The sequence below is a fragment of the Mumia sp. zg.B21 genome (assembly GCF_019550855.1).
Classification (GTDB): Bacteria; Actinomycetota; Actinomycetes; order Propionibacteriales; family Nocardioidaceae; genus Mumia.
This window is the reverse complement of the sequence record NZ_JAHWCJ010000001.1, coordinates 1,500,126-1,524,128: the sequence shown is the minus strand read 5'-3', so window position 1 is coordinate 1,524,128 and position 24,003 is coordinate 1,500,126. Positions and strand designations below refer to the sequence as shown.

The 24,003-nt window shown below is 71.5% G+C and carries 23 protein-coding genes; 16 read left to right on the top strand and 7 right to left on the bottom strand.

What is annotated here, in order from left to right; genetic code table 11:
* Positions 1–155 precede the first annotated feature (155 nt).
* Positions 156–2,693, top strand: a complete 2,538-nt coding sequence (locus tag KV100_RS07425; protein ID WP_220342202.1) for an ATP-dependent Clp protease ATP-binding subunit — start codon at positions 156–158, stop codon at positions 2,691–2,693.
* A gap of 95 nt (positions 2,694–2,788) precedes the next feature.
* Here KV100_RS07425 and KV100_RS07420 read toward each other — a convergent pair whose 3' ends face one another.
* The gene (locus tag KV100_RS07420) at positions 2,789–3,700 is read right to left on the bottom strand and encodes an A/G-specific adenine glycosylase (RefSeq protein WP_220342201.1); all 912 of its coding nucleotides are present in this window, start codon (positions 3,698–3,700) and stop codon (positions 2,789–2,791) included.
* A gap of 47 nt (positions 3,701–3,747) precedes the next feature.
* Between KV100_RS07420 and KV100_RS07415 the strand changes: the two genes are divergently transcribed.
* Complete coding sequence (locus KV100_RS07415; protein WP_220342200.1) at positions 3,748–4,527, top strand: hypothetical protein; 780 nt, start codon at positions 3,748–3,750, stop codon at positions 4,525–4,527.
* 10 nt (positions 4,528–4,537) lie between these two features.
* Here KV100_RS07415 and disA read toward each other — a convergent pair whose 3' ends face one another.
* The 5 genes from disA to KV100_RS07390 form a co-directional block, all read right to left on the bottom strand.
* Positions 4,538–5,626 carry a DNA integrity scanning diadenylate cyclase DisA gene (disA, locus tag KV100_RS07410; protein WP_301022040.1) on the bottom strand — a complete coding sequence of 363 codons (1,089 nt, stop codon included), beginning with the start codon at positions 5,624–5,626 and terminating at the stop codon, positions 4,538–4,540.
* 77 nt (positions 5,627–5,703) lie between these two features.
* A complete protein-coding gene (radA, locus tag KV100_RS07405; protein WP_220342199.1) occupies positions 5,704–7,086 on the bottom strand; it encodes a DNA repair protein RadA in 1,383 nt (460 codons plus the stop codon).
* Between the two features lie 76 nt (positions 7,087–7,162).
* Entirely contained in the window at positions 7,163–7,609 is a 447-nt protein-coding gene (locus KV100_RS07400; protein ID WP_220342198.1) for a hypothetical protein, read from the bottom strand.
* Positions 7,610–7,689: 80 nt separating this feature from the next.
* Positions 7,690–8,328, bottom strand: a complete 639-nt coding sequence (locus KV100_RS07395) for a VOC family protein (protein ID WP_220342197.1) — start codon at positions 8,326–8,328, stop codon at positions 7,690–7,692.
* Between the two features lie 69 nt (positions 8,329–8,397).
* On the bottom strand, positions 8,398–9,144 hold the full coding sequence (locus KV100_RS07390) for a hypothetical protein (RefSeq protein ID WP_220342196.1): 747 nt from the start codon (positions 9,142–9,144) through the stop codon (positions 8,398–8,400).
* A gap of 49 nt (positions 9,145–9,193) precedes the next feature.
* On the opposite strand from KV100_RS07390, the gene KV100_RS07385 reads away from it, so the two are divergent.
* The 8 genes from KV100_RS07385 to KV100_RS20100 all read left to right on the top strand — a co-directional run bounded on the left by KV100_RS07385 (position 9,194) and on the right by KV100_RS20100 (position 16,362).
* Positions 9,194–10,117 (top strand): Ppx/GppA phosphatase family protein, encoded by a 924-nt coding sequence (locus tag KV100_RS07385; protein ID WP_220342195.1) that lies wholly within the window; start codon positions 9,194–9,196, stop codon positions 10,115–10,117.
* Between the two features lie 51 nt (positions 10,118–10,168).
* A complete protein-coding gene (locus tag KV100_RS07380; protein ID WP_220342194.1) occupies positions 10,169–11,002 on the top strand; it encodes a sugar phosphate isomerase/epimerase in 834 nt (277 codons plus the stop codon).
* Positions 11,003–11,084: 82 nt separating this feature from the next.
* On the top strand, positions 11,085–11,696 hold the full coding sequence (locus KV100_RS07375) for a TetR family transcriptional regulator (protein WP_220342193.1): 612 nt from the start codon (positions 11,085–11,087) through the stop codon (positions 11,694–11,696).
* A gap of 28 nt (positions 11,697–11,724) precedes the next feature.
* Positions 11,725–12,525 carry a pyrroline-5-carboxylate reductase gene (proC, locus tag KV100_RS07370; protein WP_220342192.1) on the top strand — a complete coding sequence of 267 codons (801 nt, stop codon included), beginning with the start codon at positions 11,725–11,727 and terminating at the stop codon, positions 12,523–12,525.
* Between the two features lie 64 nt (positions 12,526–12,589).
* Entirely contained in the window at positions 12,590–13,780 is a 1,191-nt protein-coding gene (locus KV100_RS07365; RefSeq protein WP_220342191.1) for an acetoin utilization protein AcuC, read from the top strand.
* Between the two features lie 117 nt (positions 13,781–13,897).
* Positions 13,898–13,999, top strand: coding sequence for a 30S ribosomal protein bS22 (locus KV100_RS07360; RefSeq protein ID WP_019143756.1), 102 nt, complete (start codon positions 13,898–13,900; stop codon positions 13,997–13,999).
* 16 nt (positions 14,000–14,015) lie between these two features.
* A complete protein-coding gene (locus KV100_RS07355) occupies positions 14,016–14,999 on the top strand; it encodes an NAD-dependent epimerase/dehydratase family protein (protein ID WP_220342190.1) in 984 nt (327 codons plus the stop codon).
* A complete protein-coding gene (locus KV100_RS20100; RefSeq protein WP_308291378.1) occupies positions 14,992–16,362 on the top strand; it encodes a 1-acyl-sn-glycerol-3-phosphate acyltransferase in 1,371 nt (456 codons plus the stop codon). Before KV100_RS07355 ends, KV100_RS20100 begins: the two co-directional genes overlap by 8 nt.
* Positions 16,363–16,403: 41 nt before the next feature.
* Here the strand turns inward: KV100_RS20100 and KV100_RS07345 are convergent, their stop codons facing one another.
* Positions 16,404–17,279: an HAD family hydrolase gene (locus KV100_RS07345; RefSeq protein WP_374197342.1), complete on the bottom strand. Its 876-nt coding sequence runs from the start codon at positions 17,277–17,279 to the stop codon at positions 16,404–16,406.
* Between the two features lie 62 nt (positions 17,280–17,341).
* Here KV100_RS07345 and KV100_RS07340 point away from each other — a divergent pair, with 62 nt between their 5' ends.
* From KV100_RS07340 to KV100_RS07315, 6 genes are all read left to right on the top strand, one after another.
* On the top strand, positions 17,342–18,895 hold the full coding sequence (locus KV100_RS07340) for an AMP-binding protein (RefSeq protein ID WP_220342188.1): 1,554 nt from the start codon (positions 17,342–17,344) through the stop codon (positions 18,893–18,895).
* Positions 18,885–19,142, top strand: a complete 258-nt coding sequence (locus KV100_RS07335) for a glutaredoxin family protein (RefSeq protein WP_308291376.1) — start codon at positions 18,885–18,887, stop codon at positions 19,140–19,142. The genes KV100_RS07340 and KV100_RS07335 overlap by 11 nt, the downstream gene beginning before the upstream one ends.
* A 182-nt stretch (positions 19,143–19,324) precedes the next feature.
* Positions 19,325–20,008 (top strand): redox-sensing transcriptional repressor Rex, encoded by a 684-nt coding sequence (locus KV100_RS07330; protein WP_374197341.1) that lies wholly within the window; start codon positions 19,325–19,327, stop codon positions 20,006–20,008.
* Positions 20,005–21,363: a glutamyl-tRNA reductase gene (locus KV100_RS07325; protein WP_220342187.1), complete on the top strand. Its 1,359-nt coding sequence runs from the start codon at positions 20,005–20,007 to the stop codon at positions 21,361–21,363. Before KV100_RS07330 ends, KV100_RS07325 begins: the two co-directional genes overlap by 4 nt.
* Positions 21,360–22,283, top strand: coding sequence for a hydroxymethylbilane synthase (hemC, locus tag KV100_RS07320; RefSeq protein WP_220342186.1), 924 nt, complete (start codon positions 21,360–21,362; stop codon positions 22,281–22,283). The genes KV100_RS07325 and hemC overlap by 4 nt, the downstream gene beginning before the upstream one ends.
* A 43-nt stretch (positions 22,284–22,326) precedes the next feature.
* Positions 22,327–24,003: a uroporphyrinogen-III synthase gene (locus KV100_RS07315; RefSeq protein ID WP_220342185.1), complete on the top strand. Its 1,677-nt coding sequence runs from the start codon at positions 22,327–22,329 to the stop codon at positions 24,001–24,003.

Here is a 24,003-nt window from a genome sequence, read left to right as displayed (position 1 = left end):
GCCCTGCGTGAACACGGGAAGCCCGAACGCCCCGAATCCCTTGTATTCAGGCGTCACCGCCGCTTTCAGGCGGTCCACTGCCGTTGTCCTCTCCCACTAGCATGGAGTGGACAGAGACCCGACTTTGCACAAGGTCTCGGATCAAGGGGAGTTGCATGTTCGAGAGGTTCACCGACCGCGCCCGTCGTGTTGTCGTGCTCGCCCAGGAAGAGGCGCGCATGCTCAGCCACAACTACATCGGCACCGAGCACATCCTTCTTGGTCTCATCCACGAGGGTGAGGGAGTCGCCGCCAAGGCGCTCGAGAACCTCGGCATCTCGCTCGAGGCCGTGCGCGAGCAGGTCGAGGAGATCATCGGTCAGGGCCAGCAGGCCCCGAGCGGACACATCCCCTTCACCCCGCGCGCCAAGAAGGTCCTCGAGCTCAGCCTCCGCGAGGCGCTCCAGCTCGGGCACAGCTACATCGGCACCGAGCACATCCTGCTCGGCCTGATCCGCGAGGGCGAGGGTGTCGCCGCGCAGGTCCTGGTCAAGCTCGGCGCCGACCTCAACCGCGTGCGTCAGCAGGTCATCCAGCTGCTGAGCGGCTACCAGGGCAAGGAGACGGCGGCGTCCGGCGCACCGGCGGGGGAGTCTGCCCCGAGCAGCTCGCTGGTCCTCGACCAGTTCGGCCGCAACCTTACGCAGGCTGCCCGCGAGGGCAAGCTCGACCCGGTCATCGGGCGTGAGAAGGAGATCGAGCGCGTGATGCAGGTCCTCTCGCGCCGCACCAAGAACAATCCGGTGCTCATCGGCGAGCCCGGCGTCGGCAAGACCACCGTCGTCGAGGGTCTGGCGCAGGACATCGTCCGCGGCGACGTCCCCGAGACGCTGCGCGACAAGCAGATCTACACGCTCGACCTGGGCGCGCTCGTCGCCGGCTCCCGCTACCGCGGTGACTTCGAGGAGCGCCTCAAGAAGGTTCTCAAGGAGATCCGCACCCGCGGCGACATCATCCTGTTCATCGACGAGATCCACACCCTCGTCGGCGCAGGCGCGGCCGAGGGCGCGATCGACGCGGCGAGCATCCTCAAGCCGATGCTGGCCCGTGGCGAGCTGCAGACGGTCGGTGCCACGACGCTCGACGAGTACCGCAAGCACTTCGAGAAGGACGCCGCCCTCGAGCGGCGCTTCCAGCCGATCCAGGTCGCGGAGCCGTCGATCGCGCACACGATCGAGATGCTCAAGGGCCTGCGTGACCGCTACGAGGCCCACCACCGCGTGACGATCACCGACGAGGCTCTCGTCTCGGCGGCGACGCTCGCCGACCGCTACGTCTCCGACCGGTTCCTCCCCGACAAGGCCATCGACCTGGTCGACGAGGCCGGCTCCCGGCTGCGGATCCGTCGGATGACTGCTCCGCCGGACCTGCGCGACTTCGACGAGAAGATCGTCGACGTCCGCCGTCGCAAGGAGAACGCCATCGACGTCCAGGACTTCGAGTCCGCCGCGTCGCTGCGCAACGAGGAGCGGGAGCTCCTGACGGCCAAGACCGAGCGCGAGAAGCAGTGGCGTGCCGGTGACATGGACGAGGTCGCCGAGGTCGACGAGGAGCTCATCGCCGAGGTGCTCGCCCTGGCGACGGGCATCCCGATCGTGAAGCTCTCCGAGGAGGAGTCGACCCGACTGCTCAACATGGAGGACGAGCTCCACAAGCGGGTCATCGGTCAGGAAGAGGCCATCAAGGCGCTCTCCCGGGCGATCCGGCGCACGCGTGCGGGCCTCAAGGACCCGCGCCGTCCCGGTGGGTCGTTCATCTTCGCCGGACCCTCGGGTGTCGGCAAGACGTGGTTGTCCAAGGCGCTCGCCAACTTCCTCTTCGGCGACGACGACGCGCTCATCCAGCTCGACATGAGCGAGTTCTCGGAGAAGCACACCGTCTCGCGGCTGTTCGGCTCGCCTCCGGGCTACGTCGGCTACGAGGAGGGTGGCCAGCTCACCGAGAAGGTGCGGCGCAAGCCGTTCTCGGTGGTGCTCTTCGACGAGGTCGAGAAGGCCCACCCGGACATCTTCAACTCGCTGCTGCAGATCCTCGAGGAAGGTCGCCTGACCGACTCGCAGGGCCGGATGATCGACTTCAAGAACACCGTCATCATCATGACGACCAACCTGGGCACGCGTGACATCGCGAAGGGCGTCAACCTCGGCTTCAGCCAGGCCAGCGACGTCCAGGGCTCGTACGACAAGATGAAGGCCAAGGTGTCGGAGGAGCTCAAGCAGCACTTCCGTCCCGAGTTCCTCAACCGTGTCGACGAGATCGTCGTCTTCCCGCCGCTGACCCAGAACGAGATCATCGACATGGTCGACATGATGCTCGACTCCGTCGAGAAGCGGCTCAAGGACAAGGACATGGCGCTCGAGCTCACGCCTGCCGCCAAGGAGCTGCTCGCGAGGCGTGGTTTCGACCCGGTCCTCGGTGCTCGACCGCTGCGTCGTACGGTCCAGCGCGAGATCGAGGACACGCTCGCCGAGAAGCTCCTCTTCGGTGAGGTCCGTCCGGGTCAGATCGTCCTGGTCGACGTCGAGGGCGAGGGTCCGACCGCGACCTTCACCTTCAAGGGCGAGCCGAAGGCCGAGCTGCCGGACACGCCGTTCGAGGCGACGGCCGGCAGCGGCAACGCCGGCACGGAGGGTGGCACCGCCACCGCCAGCTGATCCCGGCGACGTACGCACGACGAAGGGCCCGCGACGACCGTCGCGGGCCCTTCGTCGTCCCCGCACCCGGCGGGAGTGGGCGGAGCAGCTCCGCCTCAGCCGGGGAGGGCGTACGTGTCGGGCCCGGCGGTGACCACGAGCCCGTCGTCGAGGAGGCCGTCGAGGGCGCGCTCGCGCTGCGTGGTGTCGTCCCAGACCGCACGGAGTGCTGCGCCCGCGACGGCGCCTTCGGCCTCACGGAGCACGGCCAGCAGCCGTCCGCGGCACTGTCGGTCGGTGCCTGCCCAGGTCTGCCCGCGGCGTGCGGGACCCTCGTACGGCGGCCGCCCGGCCGCGTACCACCGGCACGCCCCGCGCACGGGGCACGCGGCGCACGACGGCGTACGGGCGGTGCAGACGAGTGCGCCGAGCTCCATCAGCCCGATCGACCACACCGCGGCGGTCTCGTCGTCCGGCGGGAGGACGGAGGCGGCGAGCAGCCGCTCGGGCCTGGTCAGGGACGGCGCCGGCTGGCCCGCGCCCTCGAGGAGCCGGGCGAGGACGCGCCGGACGTTGGTGTCCAGAACGGCGTGCCGGCGACCGTAGGCGAACACGGCGACGGCCGCCGCGGTGTACTCACCGACTCCGGGCAGCGCGCGGAGCTGATCCAGGTCGTCGGGGACCACACCGTCGTGGTGCTCGCCGATCGCGACCGCTGCGGCGTGGAGTCGGAGCGCCCGGCGGGGATAGCCCAGGCGCCCCCAGGCACGCACCGCCTCGCCACTCGGCTCGGCTGCCAGCGCCCCAGGCGTCGGCCAGCGGGCGATCCAGGCCTCGTAGACGGGGACCACCCGCTCCACCGGTGTCTGCTGGAGCATGATCTCCGAGACGAGCACGTGCCAGGCCGTGGCGGTCTCGCGCCGCCAGGGCAGGTCACGGGCGTGCGCGGCGTACCAGGTCGTGACGGCGTCGTGCACGGCTTCGGGCTCCGCGACGGCGGACCCAGTCAAGGAGGTGGGAGAGACCATGGCGAGTCGATCCTGCCACGGCGGGCGCGACGGTTAGTTTGGTGGGCGTGAGCTCGGTGATGCGCCCTTCGGGCAAGCTGCCCCCCGGTGTCTACTGGCGCCGGCGGCTCGTCGTCCTGACGGCCGTCCTCCTGCTGGGCTGGCTCGCCCTCCGCGTGATCGGCGGGGGAGACGACCAGAAGGCGGGCGGAGAGCCGCCAGCGACGTCGACGTCCGTCGCCAGGACGGAGCCCTCTGCCACCACGGCTCCGACCCGGGCACACAAGCCCCGCAAGGCCAAGGACGTCGCGGTGGACGTCCGCCTCGCCGCCGTCGACGGTGTGTGTCCGCCCGAGACGGTCTTCGTGACGCCGTCGGTCGTCGAGGGCGCGCGTGCCGGCGGCACCGTGCCCGTGACGTTGCGCGTGTCGAGCACCGCCACGAAGCCGTGCACGGTGCGCATCGACCCCTCGACGTTCGTGCTGAGCGTGAAGTCGAAGGACACCACGGTCTGGGACACCCAGGCCTGCGGCGAGATCCAGGGCCGTACGGTCGACGTCCACCCGACGTGGGCCACCGTGATCGATGTGACGTGGGACGGGCGTGCGAACGCCGACACGTGCGACGAGGAGGGCGCCTTCGCGAAGCCGGCGCCCTACAGCGCGTACGCGGCGATCCTCGGGGGAGAGCCGGCGGTCGCACGGTTCACGCTCGTGGCGCCCCCGACTCCCACGCCGACTCCTGCCCCGACGACATCGCCGGCCGCGAAGCCGGCGCCGAACCCGGGTGCGACGCCGGCGACACCGCCGAAGCCTGGGAGCGCTCCCGCCACGTCTCGCACCCCGTGAGGCGCAGGCGTCAGACGTAGCGTTCGAGGATGCTGGACTCGGCGAGCCGGGACAGGCCCTCGCGGACGCTGCGGGCCCGCAGCTCGCCGACGCCGTCGACGGTCTGGAGGTCCTCGATGCTCGCCGCGAGGAGCTTCTGCAGGGTGCCGAAGTGGTCGACGAGGCGTTCGATGACGGTGTTGGGCAGACGGGGGATCTTGGCGAGCAGCCGATAGCCGCGGGGTGACACGGCCGACTCGAGGTGCTCACCCGTGCCGAGGCCGAGGGCGCGGGCCACGGCGCCGAGGTCGACCAGGTCGCCGGCGACGATGTGAGAGAGGTCCTCGAGGATCTCGGCGGGAGGCTTGCCGCGACGGCCGCCTGGCGCGTAGTCGCGCACGATCAGCTCACGCTCGCTCTCGACGCCGGTCACGAGCTCGTCGAGCTGGAGCGACAGCAGGCGCCCGTCCGTGCCGAGCTCGAGCACGTAGTCCTCGATCTCGGCGGCGATCCGGGTCACCATCTCGAGGCGCTGAGCGACCGCGGCGACGTCGCGCACGGTCACAAGGTCCTCGATCTCGAGGGCCGACAGCGCGCCGGAGACCTCGTCGAGCCGCAGCTTGTAGCGCTCGAGGGTGGCGAGCGCCTGGTTGGCGCGACCGAGGATGGCGCCGGCCTCCTCGAGCACGCGGCGGGTGCCGTCGACGTAGAGGGCGATGATGTGCATCGAGGCGGAGACCGAGATCACCGGGACGTTGGTCTGGCGCGCGACACGGTCGGCCGTGCGGTGCCGGGTGCCCGTCTCGTGCGTGGGGATGGACGGGTCGGGCATCAGGTGCACGCCTGCCCGGAGGATCCGGGTGGCGCCCCTGTCGAGGATGATCGCGCCGTCCATCTTGGCCAGCTCGCGCAGGGCGGTGGGCGTGAAGGGGACGTCGAGAACGAAGCCGCCGGTCGAGAGCGCGTCGATGTCCTTGTCCTGGCCGAAGACGATCAGCGCGCCGGTGCGGCCGCGCAGGATGCGCTCGAGGCCTTCGCGCAGGGCGGTCCCGGGCGCGACGGAGGCGAGCGTCGCCCGGAGGATCGAGGGCGTCCCGCTCGCGCGATCGTTGATCGACACCTGGCTCCCCCGCGAGATCTGATTCAATGACTTCCGTCAGTGTAATGGCAGGCCCCTGAGGCCGAGGCCGCCGCGCGTCAACCGTCGCGAGAGCCGATGCCGAGAGCGCGGAGCGCGCCGGCCAGGTCATCGACCGGCAGGACGGTGAGGCCCGGGACGTCCGTGGTGCCCGGAGTCACGTCGGAGCCGTCTCGCGGGACCACGGCACGACGGAATCCGAGCCGGGCTGCCTCGCGGAGGCGTTGCCCCAGGTGGGTCACGCGCCGCACCTCTCCGGCGAGGCCGACCTCGCCGAGCGCGACCAGGTCGGTCGGGACGAGGGTGTCCGTCGCGGCCGACGCGACGGCGACGGCGGCGGCGAGGTCGACCGACGGCTCGCTCAGGCGGGCTCCGCCGACCGTCGCGGCGTAGACGTCGGCGCGACCGAGAGCCAGCCCGCACCGTCGCGAGAGGACGGCCAGGATCATCGCCATCCGCGAGCTGTCGAGACCGCTGGTCGCTCGGCGTGGCTGCGGCAGCTCCGTCGGCGACACCAGCGCCTGGACCTCCGCGAGCAGAGGGCGACGGCCCTCCATCGTCACGGTGATGCAGGTGCCGGAGACCGGTTGGTGGTGACGCGACACGAAGAGCCCGGTCGGGTCGGGCACCTCGACGATGCCGGACTCGGAGAGGTCGAAGCACCCGATCTCGTCGACCGGGCCGTAGCGGTTCTTGACGGCCCGGACCAGGCGCAGCCGCGAGTTGCGGTCTCCCTCGAAGTGCAGGACGACGTCGACGAGGTGCTCGAGGACGCGCGGACCCGCGATCGATCCGTCCTTGGTGACGTGGCCGACGAGGATCGTCGGGATGTCGCGGGACTTGGCCACCTGGATGAGCGTCGAGGTGACCTCACGGACCTGCGTCACCCCACCCGGCGTGCCGTCGACCGAGGACGAGCCGATGGTCTGGACGGAGTCGACCACGAGGAGGGACGGCTTGACCTCGTCGACGTGGGCGAGGACGGCGCCGAGGTCGGTCTCGCTCGCGAGGTAGAGGCTGTCGTGGACCGCGCCGGTGCGGTCGGCGCGCAGCCGGACCTGCGCGACCGACTCCTCGCCGGAGACGTAGAGGGTCGTGGCCAGACCGCGGGCCCAGCGTGCGGCCACCTCGAGCAGCAGCGTCGACTTGCCGACTCCGGGCTCGCCGGCGAGCAGCACCACGGCGCCGGGGACGAAACCGCCGCCGAGGACCCGGTCGAGCTCGGCGACGCCGGTCGGCTGTGAGCGAGAGCTCTCGACGTCGACCTGACCGATCGGCAGGGCGCTGCGCGTCACCGTCGTCGCGGCCGTGCGGGTGGCGGGGGAGGGGGCACCGACCTCCTGGACCGTGCCCCAGGCCTGGCACTCGCCGCACCTGCCGACCCACTTGGTGCTCGTCCAGCCGCACTCCGTGCACCGCACCGGGGTCGTGGTCTTGGCCATGACGGACACGTTAGGTGAGAGCACCGACAGTCCTGCACGGACGCGCCCGTAGCGGTGTGGGCGGTGACCGAGCTGCTCAGATCCGGCCGCGCCACGAGCGCGCGGCAGCATCCTCCCGGCGCGTGTCGAGATGGGCGCGCACGGCCCCGTAGATCGGGACCCAGGTGCTCGGGAGCACGAGGATCAGGGCGCCGAGCAGGGGCGACACGGCGCCCTCGGCCGCCCGAGTGCTGCCCTCGCTGAGCAGCAGACCGGTGGCGAGGACGGCGACCAGACCGGGCAGGTAGCCCCACAGCGCCGGACGGAGCCTGCCAGTCAGACGCATCAGGGCCAGGGCGCCGGCGAAGCAGCTGAAGGCCACGAGCGCCGACATCACGGCCGCGGCCTCGAAGCCGGCGGCGTCGAGGTTGCGGAGGATGAGGAGGTGCGCTCCGACCGCGCCGAGCACGGCCGTCACGGCGATGCTGGTCACGACGGTGGCCGTGTCACCCAGGTGCCCGGAGATCCGTAGAACGCTGCTCATGGATCAAGGGTGTAGTCCGGAATCACTACGGACATCCGTTGTCGTACTCAGTTCAACCACACGAACCGAGGCGCACGGTCCTAGATGCGGACCTCACCGCGGGCCGTCGCGAAGGTCGCCGCCACGATGCCCGGCAACCCGTTCGGGGCCACCCAGCGCACGTCGACGTCGGTGAGCGCGTGGAGGACCGACTCCCCGAGGTACTGGGTGACGCGGTCGGGCGACCCGGCGATCTCGAGAGAGCGCAGCTGCACGCTCGCCGGACCCGAGCGGGACGGGTGCTCGGAGTCGGGGACGTCCCACGACACCACGAACGGCAGCTGGGGGTCGGCCTGGGTCCCGCGGACCCCGATCTGCCGCCACTCGAGGTTGAAGCCGTCGGGTCGACGCCGGTTGCCCGGCACCGCGTGGCGGCCCATGCGGTGCTCGACGGGGCCCATGTCGTCGACACGGACGACCCATCCCAGCCAGCCGCCACCGAGGTCGGTGCGGGCGCGTACGGCCTGCCCGAAGGGCGCCTTGTCCGACGCCGGGTGGTCCAGAGCCGCCACGACCTCGAGGTACTGGTCGCCGAGGAGGGGGAGAACCATGTTGCGGGTCCCGAAGCGGGGGTGGTTGCCGCCGTCCACGAACGACGCACCGAGCGCCTCGCCGAGCCGCGACGTGGTGGCGGCCAGCCCGTCAGGGCCGGCGGCGAACGAGAGATGGTCCAGGCGCATGGGTCATTGTGGCCCCCGGCACATCGTCTTCGGGCCACCGGGGTGCGTCCTCCGGACGGTGGTCGTCGCTCAGGCGCCCGGATCGGCGCGGTGCCGGGTCCTGCGGTGCTCGCCGGCGAGGTGCTCCTCGCACAGCCCGACGAGGGCGGTGTACCCGTCCAGGCCCATCAGCGCGGTCAGCTCGTCGGCGTTGGAGAGATAGACCGGCTCCAGGCCGACGTGGGCCTCGGTGTTGGCCGAGCAGTACCAGTCGAGGTCGTGGCCTCCCGGACCCCACGCGGCCCGCGTGTACTCACCGATGGACACCTCCGTGTACGAGGTGCCGTCGCCGCGCTCCACGTCCCGGAACTGCCGGCGGATCGGAAGCTGCCAGCACACGTCCGGCTTGGTCCGCACCGGTGACACCTCGTGGTCGAGCGCCCACTTGTGGAGGGCGCACCCGACGCCACCGGCGAAGCCCTCGCGGTTGTGGAAGATGCACGCACCCTCGTAAGCCCGGGTCTTGAGGTCACCCTCCTCGTCGGTCTCGGTCCACCCCTGCGCGGTGCCCTCGGCGTGGTGCTGCCAGTCGTCGGGACCGAGCTTCTTCACGTACTTCTTGACGCGCCGGTAGTCGGCGTCGTCGGCGAAGTGCGCACCGAGCGTGCAGCAGCCCACGTCGGGTGCGTCGGCATAGATGCCGCGGCACCCGCGTCCGAAGATGCAGGTCCAGCGCGACGTGAGCCAGGTGAGGTCGCACCGGAACACCTGCGTGTCGTCGGCAGGGTCGGGGAACTCCGCCCACGCGCGGGGAAAGTCGAGCAGCACCTCGGGCACGACTTCACTGTAGACCGGCGAGACGAGGCCGCTCGGTACGCTCACCACCATGCGCATCGGAGTCCTGGACATCGGCTCGAACACCGGGCACCTCCTGGTGGTCGACGCCTACCGGGGCGCTCCGCCGTTGCCGGCCTTCACCTACAAGGAGCCGCTGCGGCTGGCCGAGCACCTCGACGCCGAGGGCGCGGTGGAGCCGCGAGGGGTCAAGGCGCTGGTCCGCTTCGTCGACGAGGCACGTGCCGTGGCGGCCGACAAGGGGTGCTCGGAGGTGATCGCCTTCGCGACCTCCGCAGTCCGCGACGCCGTCAACGCCGACGCCGTGCTCGCCAAGGTCGAGGCGCAGACCGGGGTCCGGCTCGAGGTGCTGCCGGGGGAGGACGAGGCCCGGCTCACGTTCCTCGCCGTCCGCCGATGGTTCGGGTGGTCGTCCGGCCGGCTCGGCGTGTTCGACATCGGTGGCGGCTCGCTCGAGATCGCGGCCGGCCGCGACGAGACTCCCGACGTCTGCGCATCCCTGCCGCTGGGCGCGGGTCGCCTCACCCGCGACCGCTTCCCCGACGGGGTGCCCTCCGACGCGCAGTACGAGGAGACACGCCTGTTCGTCCGTCAGCAGATCGCCGCCAGCGTCGGTCCGCTCCGTCGAGGAGGAGGGTTCGACCACGCGGTCGCGACGAGCAAGACGTTCCGCTCGCTCGCCAGGCTGTGCGGCGCGGCACCGTCCCAGGAAGGGACGTACGTGCGCCGCGTCCTCGAGCGCGACCTGCTGGCCGCCCACCTCGAGGAGCTGCGGACCTTGCCGGTGAGCGCGATCGCCCAGCGTCCCGGTGTCTCGGCCAACCGCGCGCACCAGATGGTCGCCGGCGCCGTCATCGCGGACGCCGTGATGGACCTCTTCGACCTGCCGGCTCTCGAGATCTGCCCGTGGGCGCTGCGCGAGGGTGTCCTGCTCGAGCGCCATGACCACATGTGACCCCCTTCGCCTCCGACGGGGCCCGTGGGCCTCGGCGCGTAACCTGGTCCCGTGACCGACGACCCCGCTCACCCCGTCTCCGTCCCCGCCGCCCGCGTGGCGCTGTCGACGTCGTCGGTCTATCCGGAGTCGACGGAGGTGGGATTCGAGATCGCCAAGCGCCTCGGCTACGACGGTGTCGAGGTGATGGTCGGCACCGACGCCACGAGCGCCGACATCGACGCGATCGTCGAGCTTCAGGAGCGGCACGGGATCGACGTGCTCTCGGTGCACGCTCCGTGCCTGCTCATCACCCAGCGGGTCTGGGGCACCGACCACTGGGTCAAGCTGGAGAAGAGCGCGGAGATGGCGCGCGCCTGCGGCGCCGGACTGGTCGTGGTGCATCCGCCGTTCCGCTGGCAGCGCGAGTACGGACGCGCGTTCGAGGACGGTGTCGCCGAGCTCGAGGAGAGCACCGGGGTCGTCTTCGCCGTCGAGAACATGTACCCGTGGCGTACGGGCAAGCGCGAGTTCCAGGCGTACGCGCCCGGCTGGGATCCGGTGGTCTTCGGCTACGAGCACGTCACCCTGGACGTCTCCCACTGTGCGACGTCGGGCAGCGACCCGGTGGAGATGGCGAGCGAGCTCGGGCGGCGGCTGGCGCACGTCCACCTCGGCGACGGCACGGGGTCGGCACGCGACGAGCACCTGGTCCCCGGGCGGGGCGAGCAGCCGGTGGGCGAGCTCCTCGGTGTGCTGGCCGAGCGGGGTTACGCCGGTGACGTGGTGGTCGAGGTGACGACGCGCAAGGCCGCCGACCGGGCGGAGCGCGAGGCCGATCTGGCCGAAGCGCTGGCGTTCACCCGTCTCCACCTCGCCTCGATCGTCCCCTCCGGCGACCACTGACCCGGCGGACACCCGACGACGCGAGGGCCGCGAGTGTGAACAAGAGCGCCTCGCGACCCCCTCTCGGCCTTACGCTGCCGCCATGGCAGGAAGACGCCCGGGCGCACCCGACACGCGGGGCGAGATCGTCGTCGCCGCACGGGCCGAGCTCGCGCAGCGCGGCTACGACGGCACGTCCATCCGCGCGGTCGCACGGCGGGCCCGCGTCGATCCGGCGCTCGTCCACCACTACTTCAAGGACAAGCAGCGACTCGTCCGCGCCGCACTCGCGCTTCCCGTGGACCCGGTCGTCGCCCTCGGCCCGGTCCTGGTGGCCTCGACCGACGACGCCGGCAGCGCCTTCGTCCGGGCGATGCTGACGGCGTGGGACGATCCGGCCAACCGGGAGGCCGTGGTCGCGATGGCTCGCAGCGGGCTCGGCAGCGCCGACCAGGGAGCGATCGTCCGCGACGCCATCCTCGACGGTCCCGTGAGGGAGCTGCTGCGGCGCCACCGGCCGGATGCGCCACCTGCGGTGCCGGCACTCCTGCTCGCGGAGATGGTGGGCCTCGTCGCCGCGCGCTACCTCCTCGAGGTGGAGCCGCTCGCCACGATGACGGTCGACGAGCTCGTCGCCGTGGTCGGCCCGACAGTGCAGAGCTACCTCGGCCTCGACGCCCTCGCCACCTCGCCGGCACGCGACCACAGCGCCTGACGGAGACCGTCACCCCTATCCTCAGACCATGGGCAGCAGAGTTGCGGTCGTCGGTGCCGGCGCGATGGGAGAGGCGATCGTCTCGGGGATGCTCGCGCACGGCTGGCGTCCTGCCGACCTCGTGCTGGCGGTACGCCGTGAGGAGCACGCCGCCGCGCTGCGCGCCTCGTACGGGGTCGAGGTGACCGACGCGCTCTCGGCGGCGGCGGAGGCCGACGTCGTCCTCGTGGGCGTCAAGCCGTACGACGTCGCCGGCGTCCTGGCTCAGATCGGCCCCCGCCTGCGCCCCGGCACGCTCGTCGCGTCTCTCGCCGTCGGGATCACGACGACGGCGCTCGAGGCGGCGCTCCCCGAGGGCACGCCGGTCGTCCGCGTCGTGCCCAACACGCCGTCGCAGGTCGGGGCCGGCGTCGCCGTGATCTCCGCGGGGACGCACTGCGACGACGCGCAGCTCGCCGTCGTGGACGAGATCATGAGCGCCGTGGGCATCGTCGTCCGCGTCCCCGAGCGGCTCCAGGACGCCGCCGGAGCGATCTCCGGGTCCGGTCCGGCGTACGCGTTCCTCGTGATCGAGGCGCTGGTCGAGGCCGGGGTCCATCTCGGACTTCCGCGGGCGACCGCCACGGATCTCGCCGTTCAGACATTCGTGGGAGCGTCCCGGCTGGCCGCCGAGACCGGCGAGCACCCGGCGGTGCTCCGCGAGCGCGTCACCTCGCCGGGCGGGACCACTGCGGCGGCGTTGAGCGAGCTGGAGGAGCGCGGGCTGCGCGCTGCCTTCATCGCCGCCACCCGGGCCGCCCGGGACCGCTCCCGCGAGATCGGCGACTGACGCGGTCGTGAAGGGGACGCGACAGGGCAGAGACCCACGTCACGCTCGGGGCTAGGCTGACGGTATGGATGACCGACCCGGGACCGCATGCGTCGTCTCCGACGACCGACTGACCGGCTACAACTTCGGTCCGTCCCATCCGATGGCGCCGATCCGGGTCGACCTGGCCATGGAGCTGGCGACCGAGCTCGGGGTGGTCGGCGACGACCTTCGGCGGGTGGGGTCGAAGGCTGCCGACGATGATCTCATCGCGACCGTCCACACACCGGCCTACATCGAGGCGGTCCGCGCGGTGAGCGCGGACCCGTCCGTCCCGAACCTCGCCGCCGGGCTCGGCACCGACGACAACCCGACCTTTGCCGACATGCACACCGCGGGCGCCCTGATCGTCGGCGCCTCCGTGGAGGCGGCACGGCGCGTCTGGACCGGTCAGAGCCTGCGCGCGCTCAACGTGTGCGGCGGCCTGCACCACGCCATGCCGGACCGCGCGAGCGGCTTCTGCGTCTACAACGACGTGGCTGTCGCGATCCGGTGGCTGCTCGACAACGGGGCGCAGCGGGTCGCCTACGTCGACGTCGACGCCCACCACGGCGACGGCGTCCAGCAGATCTTCTACGACGACCCTCGCGTCCTGACGGTCTCGCTCCACGAGACTCCGCAGACGCTCTTTCCCGGCACCGGGGTCGCGACCGAGATCGGCACCGACGACGGCATCGGCACCGCGGTCAACGTCGCGCTCCCTCCGGGCACCTCCGACGCCGGGTGGCTGCGCGCCTACCACGCGGTCGTCCCGCAGCTCGTCGGAGAGTTCAAGCCCGACGTGCTCGTGACCCAGCAGGGGTGCGACTCCCACATGGACGACCCGCTGACCAACCTGATGCTGAGCGTCGACGGTCAGCGTGCGTCGTACCTCGCGCTGCGGGACCTCGCCGAGGAGGTGTGCGCAGGACGCTGGGTCGGCTTCGGAGGCGGCGGCTACGCGGTGCTCGACGTGGTGCCGCGCTCGTGGGCGCACCTGATGGCGATCGTCGCCGGACGTCCGATCGAGCTCGACACCCCCACACCCCCGGCATGGCGTGAGCACGTCGTCGCGCTCAAGAGCGGGGGCATGGCCCCCCAGCGGATGACCGACGGACGGTCCACGTCCTACCGCGACTGGCGCGAGGGGTACGACCCGGCGAGCTGGCTGGACCGGCAGATCCTCGCCACCCGCAACGCGCTCTTCCCTCTGTACGGGCTCGACCCGATGCCCTGATCGCGACCTAACCCGGGTCCGCTTGACCCCGATGCCCGCCGAACCCGTACCCTTGGCTGGGTCGTCCCACGTCCGGGACGCCTCGTGTGTGGCCGTGTGAAGCAGAGAAGGTGAACCGTGGGTTCTGTCATCAAGAAGCGCCGCAAGCGCATGTCGAAGAAGAAGCACCGCAAGATGCTCAAGCGCACACGCGTCCAGCGTCGTCGTCTCGGCAAGTAGCCCCCGGGTCACCACGATGGGTCGCGTCGTCCTGGTGACCGGCGTCGCGCGCGACCTCGGGTCGAGGCTCGCGCGTCGTCTGGCGGTCACGCCAGGCATCGACAAGGTGGTCGGGCTCGACGTCCAGCCGCCGCCCGGCGACATTCACGGGATCAAGTACGTGCGTGCCGACATCCGCACGCCGGTGATCGGCAAGGTCCTGGCCGTCGAGGACGTCGACACCGTGGTGCACATGAACGTCGGGGCCCCGCAGCGCCAGCTCGGCTCGCGCAGCGCGGTCAAGGAGATCAACGTCATCGGCACGATGCAGCTCCTCGCTGCGTGCCAGAACTCCCGGACGGTCGAGCGGCTCGTCGTCCAGTCCTCGACCGCCGTCTACGGGACGTCGGCGCGCAACCCGGCGATGTTCACCGAGCACACCCCCTCCCGGTCGGTCGCCGGCAGCGGCTTCCCGAAGGACGCCGTCGACATCGAGGCGTACGTCCGCGGCTTCGGCCGCCGTCGGCCCGACGTGACGATCGCGACCTTCCGGCTCGGCAACGTCCTGGCGGCCGACGTGCTCGGCCCCTTCAGCGAGTACCTCCAGCTCCCTGTCCTGCCGGCGATGCTCGGCTACGACCCGCGGTTGCAGTTCCTGCACCCGTTCGACGCGCTCAACGTCCTCTCGCTGGCCGCGACCGGCGACGTCACCGGCACCTACAACGTCGTCGGACCCCAGGTCCTCGCGCTGAGCCAGGCGGCACGTCGGCTCGGACGTCCGCTGCTGCGCCTGCCGTCGGTGGGGTTCAACAGCGTCACCCAGCGCATGGTGCGGATGATGAGCTCCGACTTCACGCCGGAGCTGGCACGACTGTTCAAGTACGGCCGGGTGTGCGACGGCTCCAAGCTGGAGCGTGAGCTCGGCTACGAGATGCTCTACTCCACTCCGCAGACCCTGGACGCGTTCGCCGAGACCATCGAGCCCGGTGTGCTGTCCGCGATGGGAGGCACCCGTGTCTGACGCCCCGCAGGAGGACCCTCCGATCGGCTCGCCGGAGGTGACGAAGACCGCTGCGAAGAAGGCCTCGGCCAAGAAGGCGCCGGCCAAGAAGGCCTCGGCCAAGAAGGCGTCCGCCGTCAAGAAGACAGCCACCGCGAAGGCTCCGGCTGCGAAGAAAGCGTCGGCCAAGAAGGCACCCGCCGCCAAGAAGGCGTCCGTGAAGAAGGCGGCCCCTGCCGCGAAGGCGCCCTCCTCCCGGCCCGCACCCGTCGAGAAGCCGGCCGTGCAGATCGCGCCGAAGGCGGACGTGCCCGCGATCGGCAGCCCGGTCGAGGTCATCACGGTGACTCCCACGCGGGTCGAGCCGGAGCCCCTCCACGTCGCACCGGAGCCGGACCGGGAGACGCCCACTCCGGAGGCGACCACCCACGAGCGGCCCACGTTCTCGCTCGTCGTGGACAACGAGCAGGAGCCCGCCGCAGAGGCGGCCCCGGGCATCCCGCTCGCCGAGCTGGTGTCTGCGCTGGTCGAAGGCGCACGCTCGGTCCTCGGCGAGGACTGGGAGGCGAAGGCTGCCGAGCTGCTCGCCCTGGTGCGCCGGCGGATCGCCGGTGACTACGAGGTCGACGAGTTCGGGCTGGACTCCCAGCTGCACGCCATCGGCATGGCGGCGATCCGTCCACTGGCCGAGAAGTGGTTCCGCATCGAGGTTCGCGGGGCGGAGCACATCCCTTCCGACGGCGGCGCCCTCGTCGTCGCGAACCACTCCGGCACCATCCCGGTCGACGCCGCGATGACGACGCTGATCGTCAACGACCACGCGCAGCGCACGCTCCGGCTGCTCGGCGCCGACCTGGTCTTCGAGCTGCCGTTCGCCGGTGAGCTCGCCCGCAAGATGGGCGCGACGCTGGCCTGCAACGAGGATGCCGAGCGTCTGCTCGGCGACGGGCACATCGTCGGCGTCTGGCCAGAGGGGTTCAAGGGGATCGGCAAGCCGTACAGCGAGCGCTACAAGCTCCAGCGGTTCGGACGCGGCGGTTTCGTGTCTGCGGCGATGCGCGCCGGTGTGCCGATCGTGCCGGTGTCGATCGTGGGCGCCGAGGAGATCTACCCGATGATCGGCAACGTCCCCTCGCTCGCGCGTCTGCTCGGGCTGCCGTACCTCCCGATCACGCCGTTCTTCCCCTGGCTCGGCCCGCTCGGGCTGATCCCGTTGCCCAGCAAGTGGATCATCGAGTTCGGGGAGCCGGTCCGCACCGACGCCTATCCCCCCGAGGCCGCCGACGACCCGATGCTCGTCTTCAACGTCACCGACCAGGTGCGCGAGACCATCCAGCAGACGCTCTATGCGCTGCTGGTGGACCGCGGGCACCCGTTCGTCTGAGTCGTCGACCTCGGCCGGGCGGCGGTCTCAGTCGGCGGGTCTCAGTGTCGACGGGCGCGCGCTGCGCCGAGGGCGGCACCTGTCACCGCTCCGGCGGCCGCCACGCCGAGGAGACCGACCTTGGCCGCCTTGCGCCCCGTCCGGTAGTCGACGACGTCCCATCCGTGCTTGCGTGCGTGGTAGCGCAGGTGCGAGTCAGGGTTGACCGCGTACGGGTGGCCGACGAGCGAGAGCATCGGCAGGTCGTTGAACGAGTCGGAGTACGCGGAGCAGCGATCGAGGTCGAGACCCTCCTCTCGAGCGAGCGCCAGCACCGCGTCGGCCTTGGCAGGACCGTGGAGCATGTCGCCGACCAGGCGACCGGTGTAGACGCCGTCGACGGACTCCGCGACCGTCCCGAGCGCTCCCGTGAGCCCCAGCCGACGGGCGATGATCCGGGCGATCTCGACGGGGGCCGCCGTGACGAGCCACACCCGCTGCCCGTCGTCCAGGTGCCGCTGCGCCAGTGCGCGGGTGCCCGGCCAGATCCTGCTCGCCATCGTCTCGTCGAAGATCTCGTTGCCGACCAGCTCCAGCTCGCTGACCGCATGGCCGGCGATGAAGGCGAGCGCCGCCGCGCGCGCCGACTCGACGTGCTCGGGATCCTCGACCCCCGCGAAGCGGAAGTAGGCCTGCTTCCAGGCGGCGTCCGCGATCTCACGGGTGGTGAAGAACTTGCGCTTGTAGAGGCCACGGGCGAGATGGAACAGCGACGCGCCCTGCATGATCGTGTTGTCGACGTCGAAGAACGCCGCTGCCGTCGAGTCAGGAGGGACGGTGAAGCTGGTCTCCACCTCCGCCGCGGCCGCCGAGGCTTCCCCGGCCAGCATCGATCGAGCACGGAGGTTCTGCGGTCGTCTGTGCCCCTTCGCATCCACGGCACGAGCGTACAGATCGGGGCAGGGGGGCATGGTGATCGTGCTGTGCAAGACTCGACGCCATGACGGTGAACGTCGCGGAGCTCGTCCGGCAGCAGGCGGAGCAGGACCCCGACGGGACGGCGCTCGTCGAGGGCTACGGACCCGGCCGGTCGGTCACGTGGGAGGGTCTCGACGACCGGGTCTCGGCGGTCGCCGCCTGGATCTCCGCCCAAGGACTCGTCGCAGGGCAGCGGATCGCGATCGTGATGACCAACCGCCTCGAGCTGCCGATCTCCTATCTCGCCGCGCTGCGTCTCGGGTTGGTCGTCGTGCCCGTCAACCCCCGTGCTCCGGGCGACGAGGTGACGGCGCTGTGCGCCATCACCGGCGTACGGCTCGTGCTGTGCGACCCCGACTGGGCGTCGGTGTTCGCCCGCGCAGGCCTGCTGACCGTCGTCGCCGGCGAGAGCGACCCTGATCCCCAGGTCCGTCCTTTCGCGGACCTGCTCCAGATCCATCCTGGTCCACGTGGGCTCCCGCCGGCGCCTGCGGACCCGGAGGCGACCGCCCTGCTGATGCCGACCTCCGGCACGTCGAGCGAGCAGCGCATCGTCGTGCTGAGCCATCGCGCTCTCCTCGCCAACCTCGACCAGGTCGCCGCCGTGGAGCCGCCGCCGGTCCGACGTGACGACGTCGTGCTCGCCGTGCTGCCGCTGTTCCACGTCTTCGCGCTGAACGCGGTCCTGGGACAGGCGCTGCGGCAGGGGGCGACGACGGTCCTCCTCGACCGGTTCGACCCGCAGGGATGCCTCGACGCGATCGTGCGTCACCAGGTCACGGTCGTCCCCGTGGCGCCTCCGGTGGTCGCCGCGTGGAGCGGCCGGCCGGGCGTCGCGGCGGCGCTCGCCGGGGTGCGGACGGTGCTCAGCGGCGCCGCGCCGATCGGGCCCGACCTCGTCGAGGAGTTCGCCGCGACGACGGGGCACACGCTGCAGCAGGGGTACGGGCTCACGGAGGCGGCCCCGGTCGTCACGACGACGCTCGGGCGGCCCGTCGACAAGCCTGGGTCGGTCGGCGCGCCCTTGCAGGGCCTCGAGCTGCGCCTGGTCGAGAAGGACGGCGCGGACGCCGAGCTCGGCGACCCGGGTGAGATCTGGCTCCGCGGTCCCAACCTCCTGAGCGGGTTCTGGCCGGACGGCTCGGGCGGGCCGGACGAGGACGGATGGTTCGCGACCGGCGACGTCGGCATCCTGGACGCCGACGGTGACCTGACCCTCGTCGACCGGCTGCGAGAGCTCGTGATCGTCTCGGGCTTCAACGTGTTCCCCCGCGAGGTCGAGGAGGTGCTCGCCGACGCGCCGGGGGTTGCGGAGGTGGCCGTGGTCGGAGTCGAGGACCGCGAGACCGGCGAAGCCGTCCGCGCCTACGTCGTGCCGTCGCACCGTCTCGACGACACCGACGGTTTCGCCGAGGCGCTCCGCGAGCGTGCCCGCGGTCGGCTGGCGCGCTTCAAGGTGCCGCGTGAGATCGTGGTGACCGACTCGCTGCCGCACACCACGACCGGCGAGATCTCCAAGAGCCGCCTGAGGGCGGCCGAGGCGCGAGGAGTCCTGGGGTTGCAGAGTGAGCGCTGATCCGACGGAGCCGGTCCGGGTGGTCGTCTACGCCAAGCCCGGGTGTCACCTCTGCGAGGACGCGATCGCCCTCGTGGCGCAGGTGTGCGCGGAGACCGGGACGTCCTGGCGCGAGGTCGACATCAGCGGAGACGCGGAGCTGATGCGCACCTACGGCGAGCAGATCCCGGTCACCTTCGTCGACGGCCGCCAGCACGACTTCTGGCGGGTCGACCCCGAGCGGCTGCGGGCGGCGTTGGGGGCCTGAGCGCTTCCGTGCGCTGACGCGCGCACGCCGGAGGCCCCGGCGCAGGTGACCCGAGTCACCCGACCCAGACCGCGCTCGATTTTGTTCTCACGTTCACAAACTCTTACAGTGGGTTTGCCGGTGTTCGCCGGTATCCGACCCCCCAGCGACACCCGGAATCCGTACCGCGGTCCAGGAGCGACGTGAACCAGCTGCGAGCGCAGGCCAACGGCCGTCCCGCCTCGGGCATCCCCGAGGCGACGGTTGCTCGGCTCCCGGTGTATCTCCGGGCGCTCACCGGGCTCGGTGAGTCAGGTCTGCGGACCGTCTCGTCCGAGCAGCTCGCCACGGCCGCGGGGGTGAACTCCGCGAAGCTCCGCAAGGACCTCTCGTACCTCGGATCCTATGGCACCCGCGGCGTGGGCTACGACGTGGAGTACCTCCGCTACCAGATCGCCCGCGAGATCGGCGTGAACCAGGACTGGAGCGTCGTCATCGTCGGCATCGGCAACCTGGGTCAGGCGCTGTCGAACTACGGTGGCTTCCGTTCCCGCGGCTTCAGCATCGTCGCCCTGGTCGACGGCGACCGCTCGCGCGTCGGTGAGAGGCACGGCGAGCTCTCGATCGCCCACATCGACGACCTCGCCGACGTGGTCGCCGAGCACGGATGCTCGATCGGCGTGATCGCGACCCCTGGCGAGGCCGCACAGGAGGTCGCGGACCGCCTCGTCGCCGTGGGCGTCACGAGCATCCTCAACTTCGCCCCTGCCGTCCTCGTCGTCCCCGACGGCGTGGACGTCCGCAAGGTCGACCTCTCCATCGAGCTGCAGATCCTCGCGTACCACGAGCAGCGCAAGCGCACGCCCGCGCAGGAGGTCCAGGCATGAGCGTCCTCGTCGTGGGCGTCTCCCACCGGAGCGCGCCGGTCTCCGTCCTCGAGCGGGTCGCGCTCGACGGCGACGCGGTTGCGAAGGTCGCGCAGCAGGCACTCGACGCCCATCACGTGAGCGAGTCGCTGGTCGTCTCGACCTGCAACCGGGTCGAGATCTACGTCGAGGCCGAGCGCTTCCACGGCTCGGTGGAGGACATCTCCGACCTGCTCGTCGAGCAGTCCGGACTCACCCGCAACGACCTGCTCCGCCACATCTACGTGCACTACGACGACGCGGCCGTCGCGCACCTCTTCTCGGTCGCCTCCGGGTTGGACTCGATGGTGGTCGGCGAGAGCCAGATCCTGGGCCAGGTCCGGGCCGCGCTGCAGCGCGGACAGGACGACGCCACGGTGGGGCCGGCGCTGAACGTCCTCTTCCAGCAGGCGCTGCGGATCGCCAAGCGAGGTCACGCGGAGACCGACATCGACCGGGCCGGTCCGTCTCTGGTGATGGCCTCGCTCGAGCTCGTCGCCAAGGCGGGCCACCGCCTGGAGGACATGCGCGTCCTCGTCGTCGGAGCGGGTGCCATGGCGGCGCTGTCGGCGACCACCGCCGCACGTCGGGGTGTCGCGAGCGTGACCATCGCCAACCGCACCCACGCCGGCGCCGAGCGGCTCGCCGCCACGGTCGGGGGGACGGCCGTGCCGTGGGGCGAGCTCGACGCCGCCCTCGCCGAGGCCGACCTCGTCGTGTCGTGCACCGGGGCGACCGGTTCGGTCATCACGGCCGAGCAGGTCCGTGCGGCGACCACGGCGCGCACCAGCCCGTACGTCCTGATCGACCTCGCGCTGCCGCGCGACATCGACGAGGACGTCGCCGCCCTCCCGGGCGTGATGGTCCTCGGCCTGGCCCAGCTGCAGGAGATGCTGGCCGACGAGAAGGGCGCCGCCGACATCGACGCGGTGCGCGGGATCGTCGCCGGTGAGGTCGCGGCGTTCCTCGCCGCTCGTCACGCGGCGAAGGTGACCCCGACCGTCGTCGCGCTGCGCTCGATGGCGACCGCGGTCGTCGACGCGGAGCTCGTCCGGCTCGAGGGGCGGCTCCACGACGTCGATCCGGAGGTCGTCGACGAGCTGCGTCAGGCCGTCCGCCGGGTCGCCGACAAGCTCCTCCACCAGCCCACCGTCCGGATCAAGGCGATGGCGGGACGGCCGGACGCACTCACCTACGCCAACGCGCTCGCGGACCTGTTCGCCCTCGACCCGGCCGTGATCAACGCGGTCAGCGCAGTCGAGCCGACTCGTTCCACGCCTGCTGCCGAGGCACCCGAGGGGTCCTCGCCAGGTTCGCCGAAGGAGGACCGCGCATGACGTTGCGCGTCGGGACCCGCGCGAGCGCGCTCGCAACCACCCAGTCGGCCCAGGTCGCCGAGCGGCTCGGTGAGCTGACCGGTGTCGAGACCGAGCTCGTCACCGTCTCGACCCACGGCGACCGGAGCTCGCGACCCCTCACCGAGATCGGTGGCACCGGCGTCTTCGTGTCCGCCCTGCGCGACGCGCTGCTCGCCCGCGAGGTGGACGTCGCCGTCCACTCGCTCAAGGATCTGCCGACGTCGTCGGCCGACGGGATCCTCCTCGCGGCCACCCCGCCGCGCGTGGACCCCCGCGACGCGGTCGTCGCCCGCGACGGCATGACGCTCGGTGAGCTCCCGCCCGGCGCCCGCGTCGGGACCGGGTCCCCGCGGCGAGCCGCCCAGATCAACGCGCTCGGCCTCGGCATCGAGGTCGTCGGCCTTCGCGGCAACGTCGACACGCGGATCGGCAAGGTCCGCACCGGTGAGCTCGACGCGGTCGTGCTGGCCGCCGCCGGCCTCCGCCGGCTCGGCAGGATCGAGGAGGCGACCGAGCTGCTCGACCCGCTGCAGGTCCTTCCGGCACCAGGCCAAGGTGCCCTGGCGTGCGAGTGCCGCGCCGACGACCACGAGGTCGCCGGCCTGCTCGCCCGCCTCGACGACGGCGCGACCCGCGCCGCCGTCACCGCAGAACGCAGCCTGCTCGCCTCGCTCGAGGCGGGATGCTCGGCACCCGTGGGGGCGTGGGCCGAGGTCGTCGACGACGACGGCACTGCCCGGCTGTGGCTGCGGGCCTTCGTCGGAGATCCCTCCGGCGCACCGTCCATCCGACTGTCATCGACCGGATCCGTGCAGGACCCGGTCGGGATCGGAGAGCGTCTGGCTGCCGAGATGCTCGCCGAGGGTGCCGACTCGCTGATGCGGGTCGTGACCCCATGACCACCGACCCCCGTGGGCCAGTCAACCCAGAGGCAGACGAGGAATGAGAAACGTGAGCACCACCACCGCCACCCGCAAGCGCAAGGCGACCGAGGAGCAGGCCGCCGTGCCTGAGGTGACAGCCGACGACACCGCCACGAGCGCCGTCAAGCGACCCGTCGGCCACGTGAGCTTCGTCGGAGCCGGCCCGGGTGATGCCGGCCTGCTCACCCTCCGCGCCAAGGAGCTGCTCGACGCCGCCGACATCGTCATCACCGAGTCTCCCGACCAGGCGGCCCTGGTGCCCGAGGGGGCCCAGGTCGTCGACGGAGGACACGGCGAGGACGGCGGCGTCCTGACCCCCGCGGCCCGTGGCCGGCTCGTCGTCAAGCACGCGAAGGGCGGCAAGAACGTCGTCCGCCTGCTGGTCGGCGACCCGTTCACCTTCGCGACCGGGCCCGAGGAGGCCCAGGCGTGCGACAAGGCCAACATCTCCTTCGAGATCGTCCCCGGCGTGTCCTCGGCCTCGGCCGTCCCCGCCTACGCCGGCGTGCCGCTGACCAACCGCACGCACCGCGAGGTGTCGATCATCCGGATGGGGGAGACCAAGGTCGACTGGACGCCGTACGCCGGTGACCAGACCCTGGTCCTGCTGAGCGCGGTGAACACCATCAAGGACGTCGCCAACGGTCTCATCGAGGCCGGGAGGGCTCCCGGGACCCCGGTGGCCATGACACGGGTGGGCACGACGACCGAGCAGACGACCATCGTCTCCACGCTGGAGAAGATCGCCGCCGACGCCAAGGCCGCCAAGATGGCCCCGCCGGCGGTCACCGTCATCGGTGACGTCGTCGACCTGCGCGAGACGCTCTCGTGGTTCGAGACTAAGCCGCTCTTCGGCTGGCGCGTGCTCGTTCCTCGTACCAAGGAGCAGGCGGCCACGCTCGCCAACCGCCTCCGCAGCTATGGCGCCGTCTCGGAAGAGGTCCCCACGATCTCCGTCGAGCCGCCTCGCAACCCGCAGCAGATGGACAAGGCTGTGCGCGGCCTCGTCGAGGGCCGCTACGAGTGGGTGGCCTTCACCAGCGTCAACGCCGTGAAGGCCGTCCGCGAGAAGTTCGACGAGTACGGCCTCGACGCGCGGGCGTTCTCCGGACTCAAGGTCGCCGCCGTCGGCGAGAAGACCGCCGAGGCGATCGCTGCCTGGGGCATCCGTCCCGACCTGATCCCCAGCGGCGAGCAGTCCGCACGGGGCCTCCTCGAGGACTGGCCCCCGTACGACGAGCTGCTCGACCCGATCAACCGCGTGTTCCTGCCGCGTGCCGACATCGCCACCGAGGCGCTGGTCGCCGGGCTCGTCGAGATCGGGTGGGAGGTCGACGACGTGACCGCCTACCGCACCGTCCGTGCGGCGCCGCCGCCGGCGCCGACCCGCGAGGCGATCAAGAGCGGCAAGTTCGACGCGGTCGTCTTCACGTCGAGCTCGACGGTCCGCAACCTCGTCGGCATCGCAGGCAAGCCGCACGCGACGACCGTGATCGCCTGCATCGGCCCGGCCACCGCACAGACCGCCGAGGAGCACGGCCTGCGCGTCGACGTCGTGGCACCCACGCCGTCGGCCGAGGTCCTGGCCGACGCTCTCGCCGACTTCGGCGCCAAGCGCCGGCAGGCGATGGTGGAGGCCGGCGACCCGGTCACGAAGCCGTCGCAGCGCACCAAGGGCTCGCGCCGCCGGAGCTGA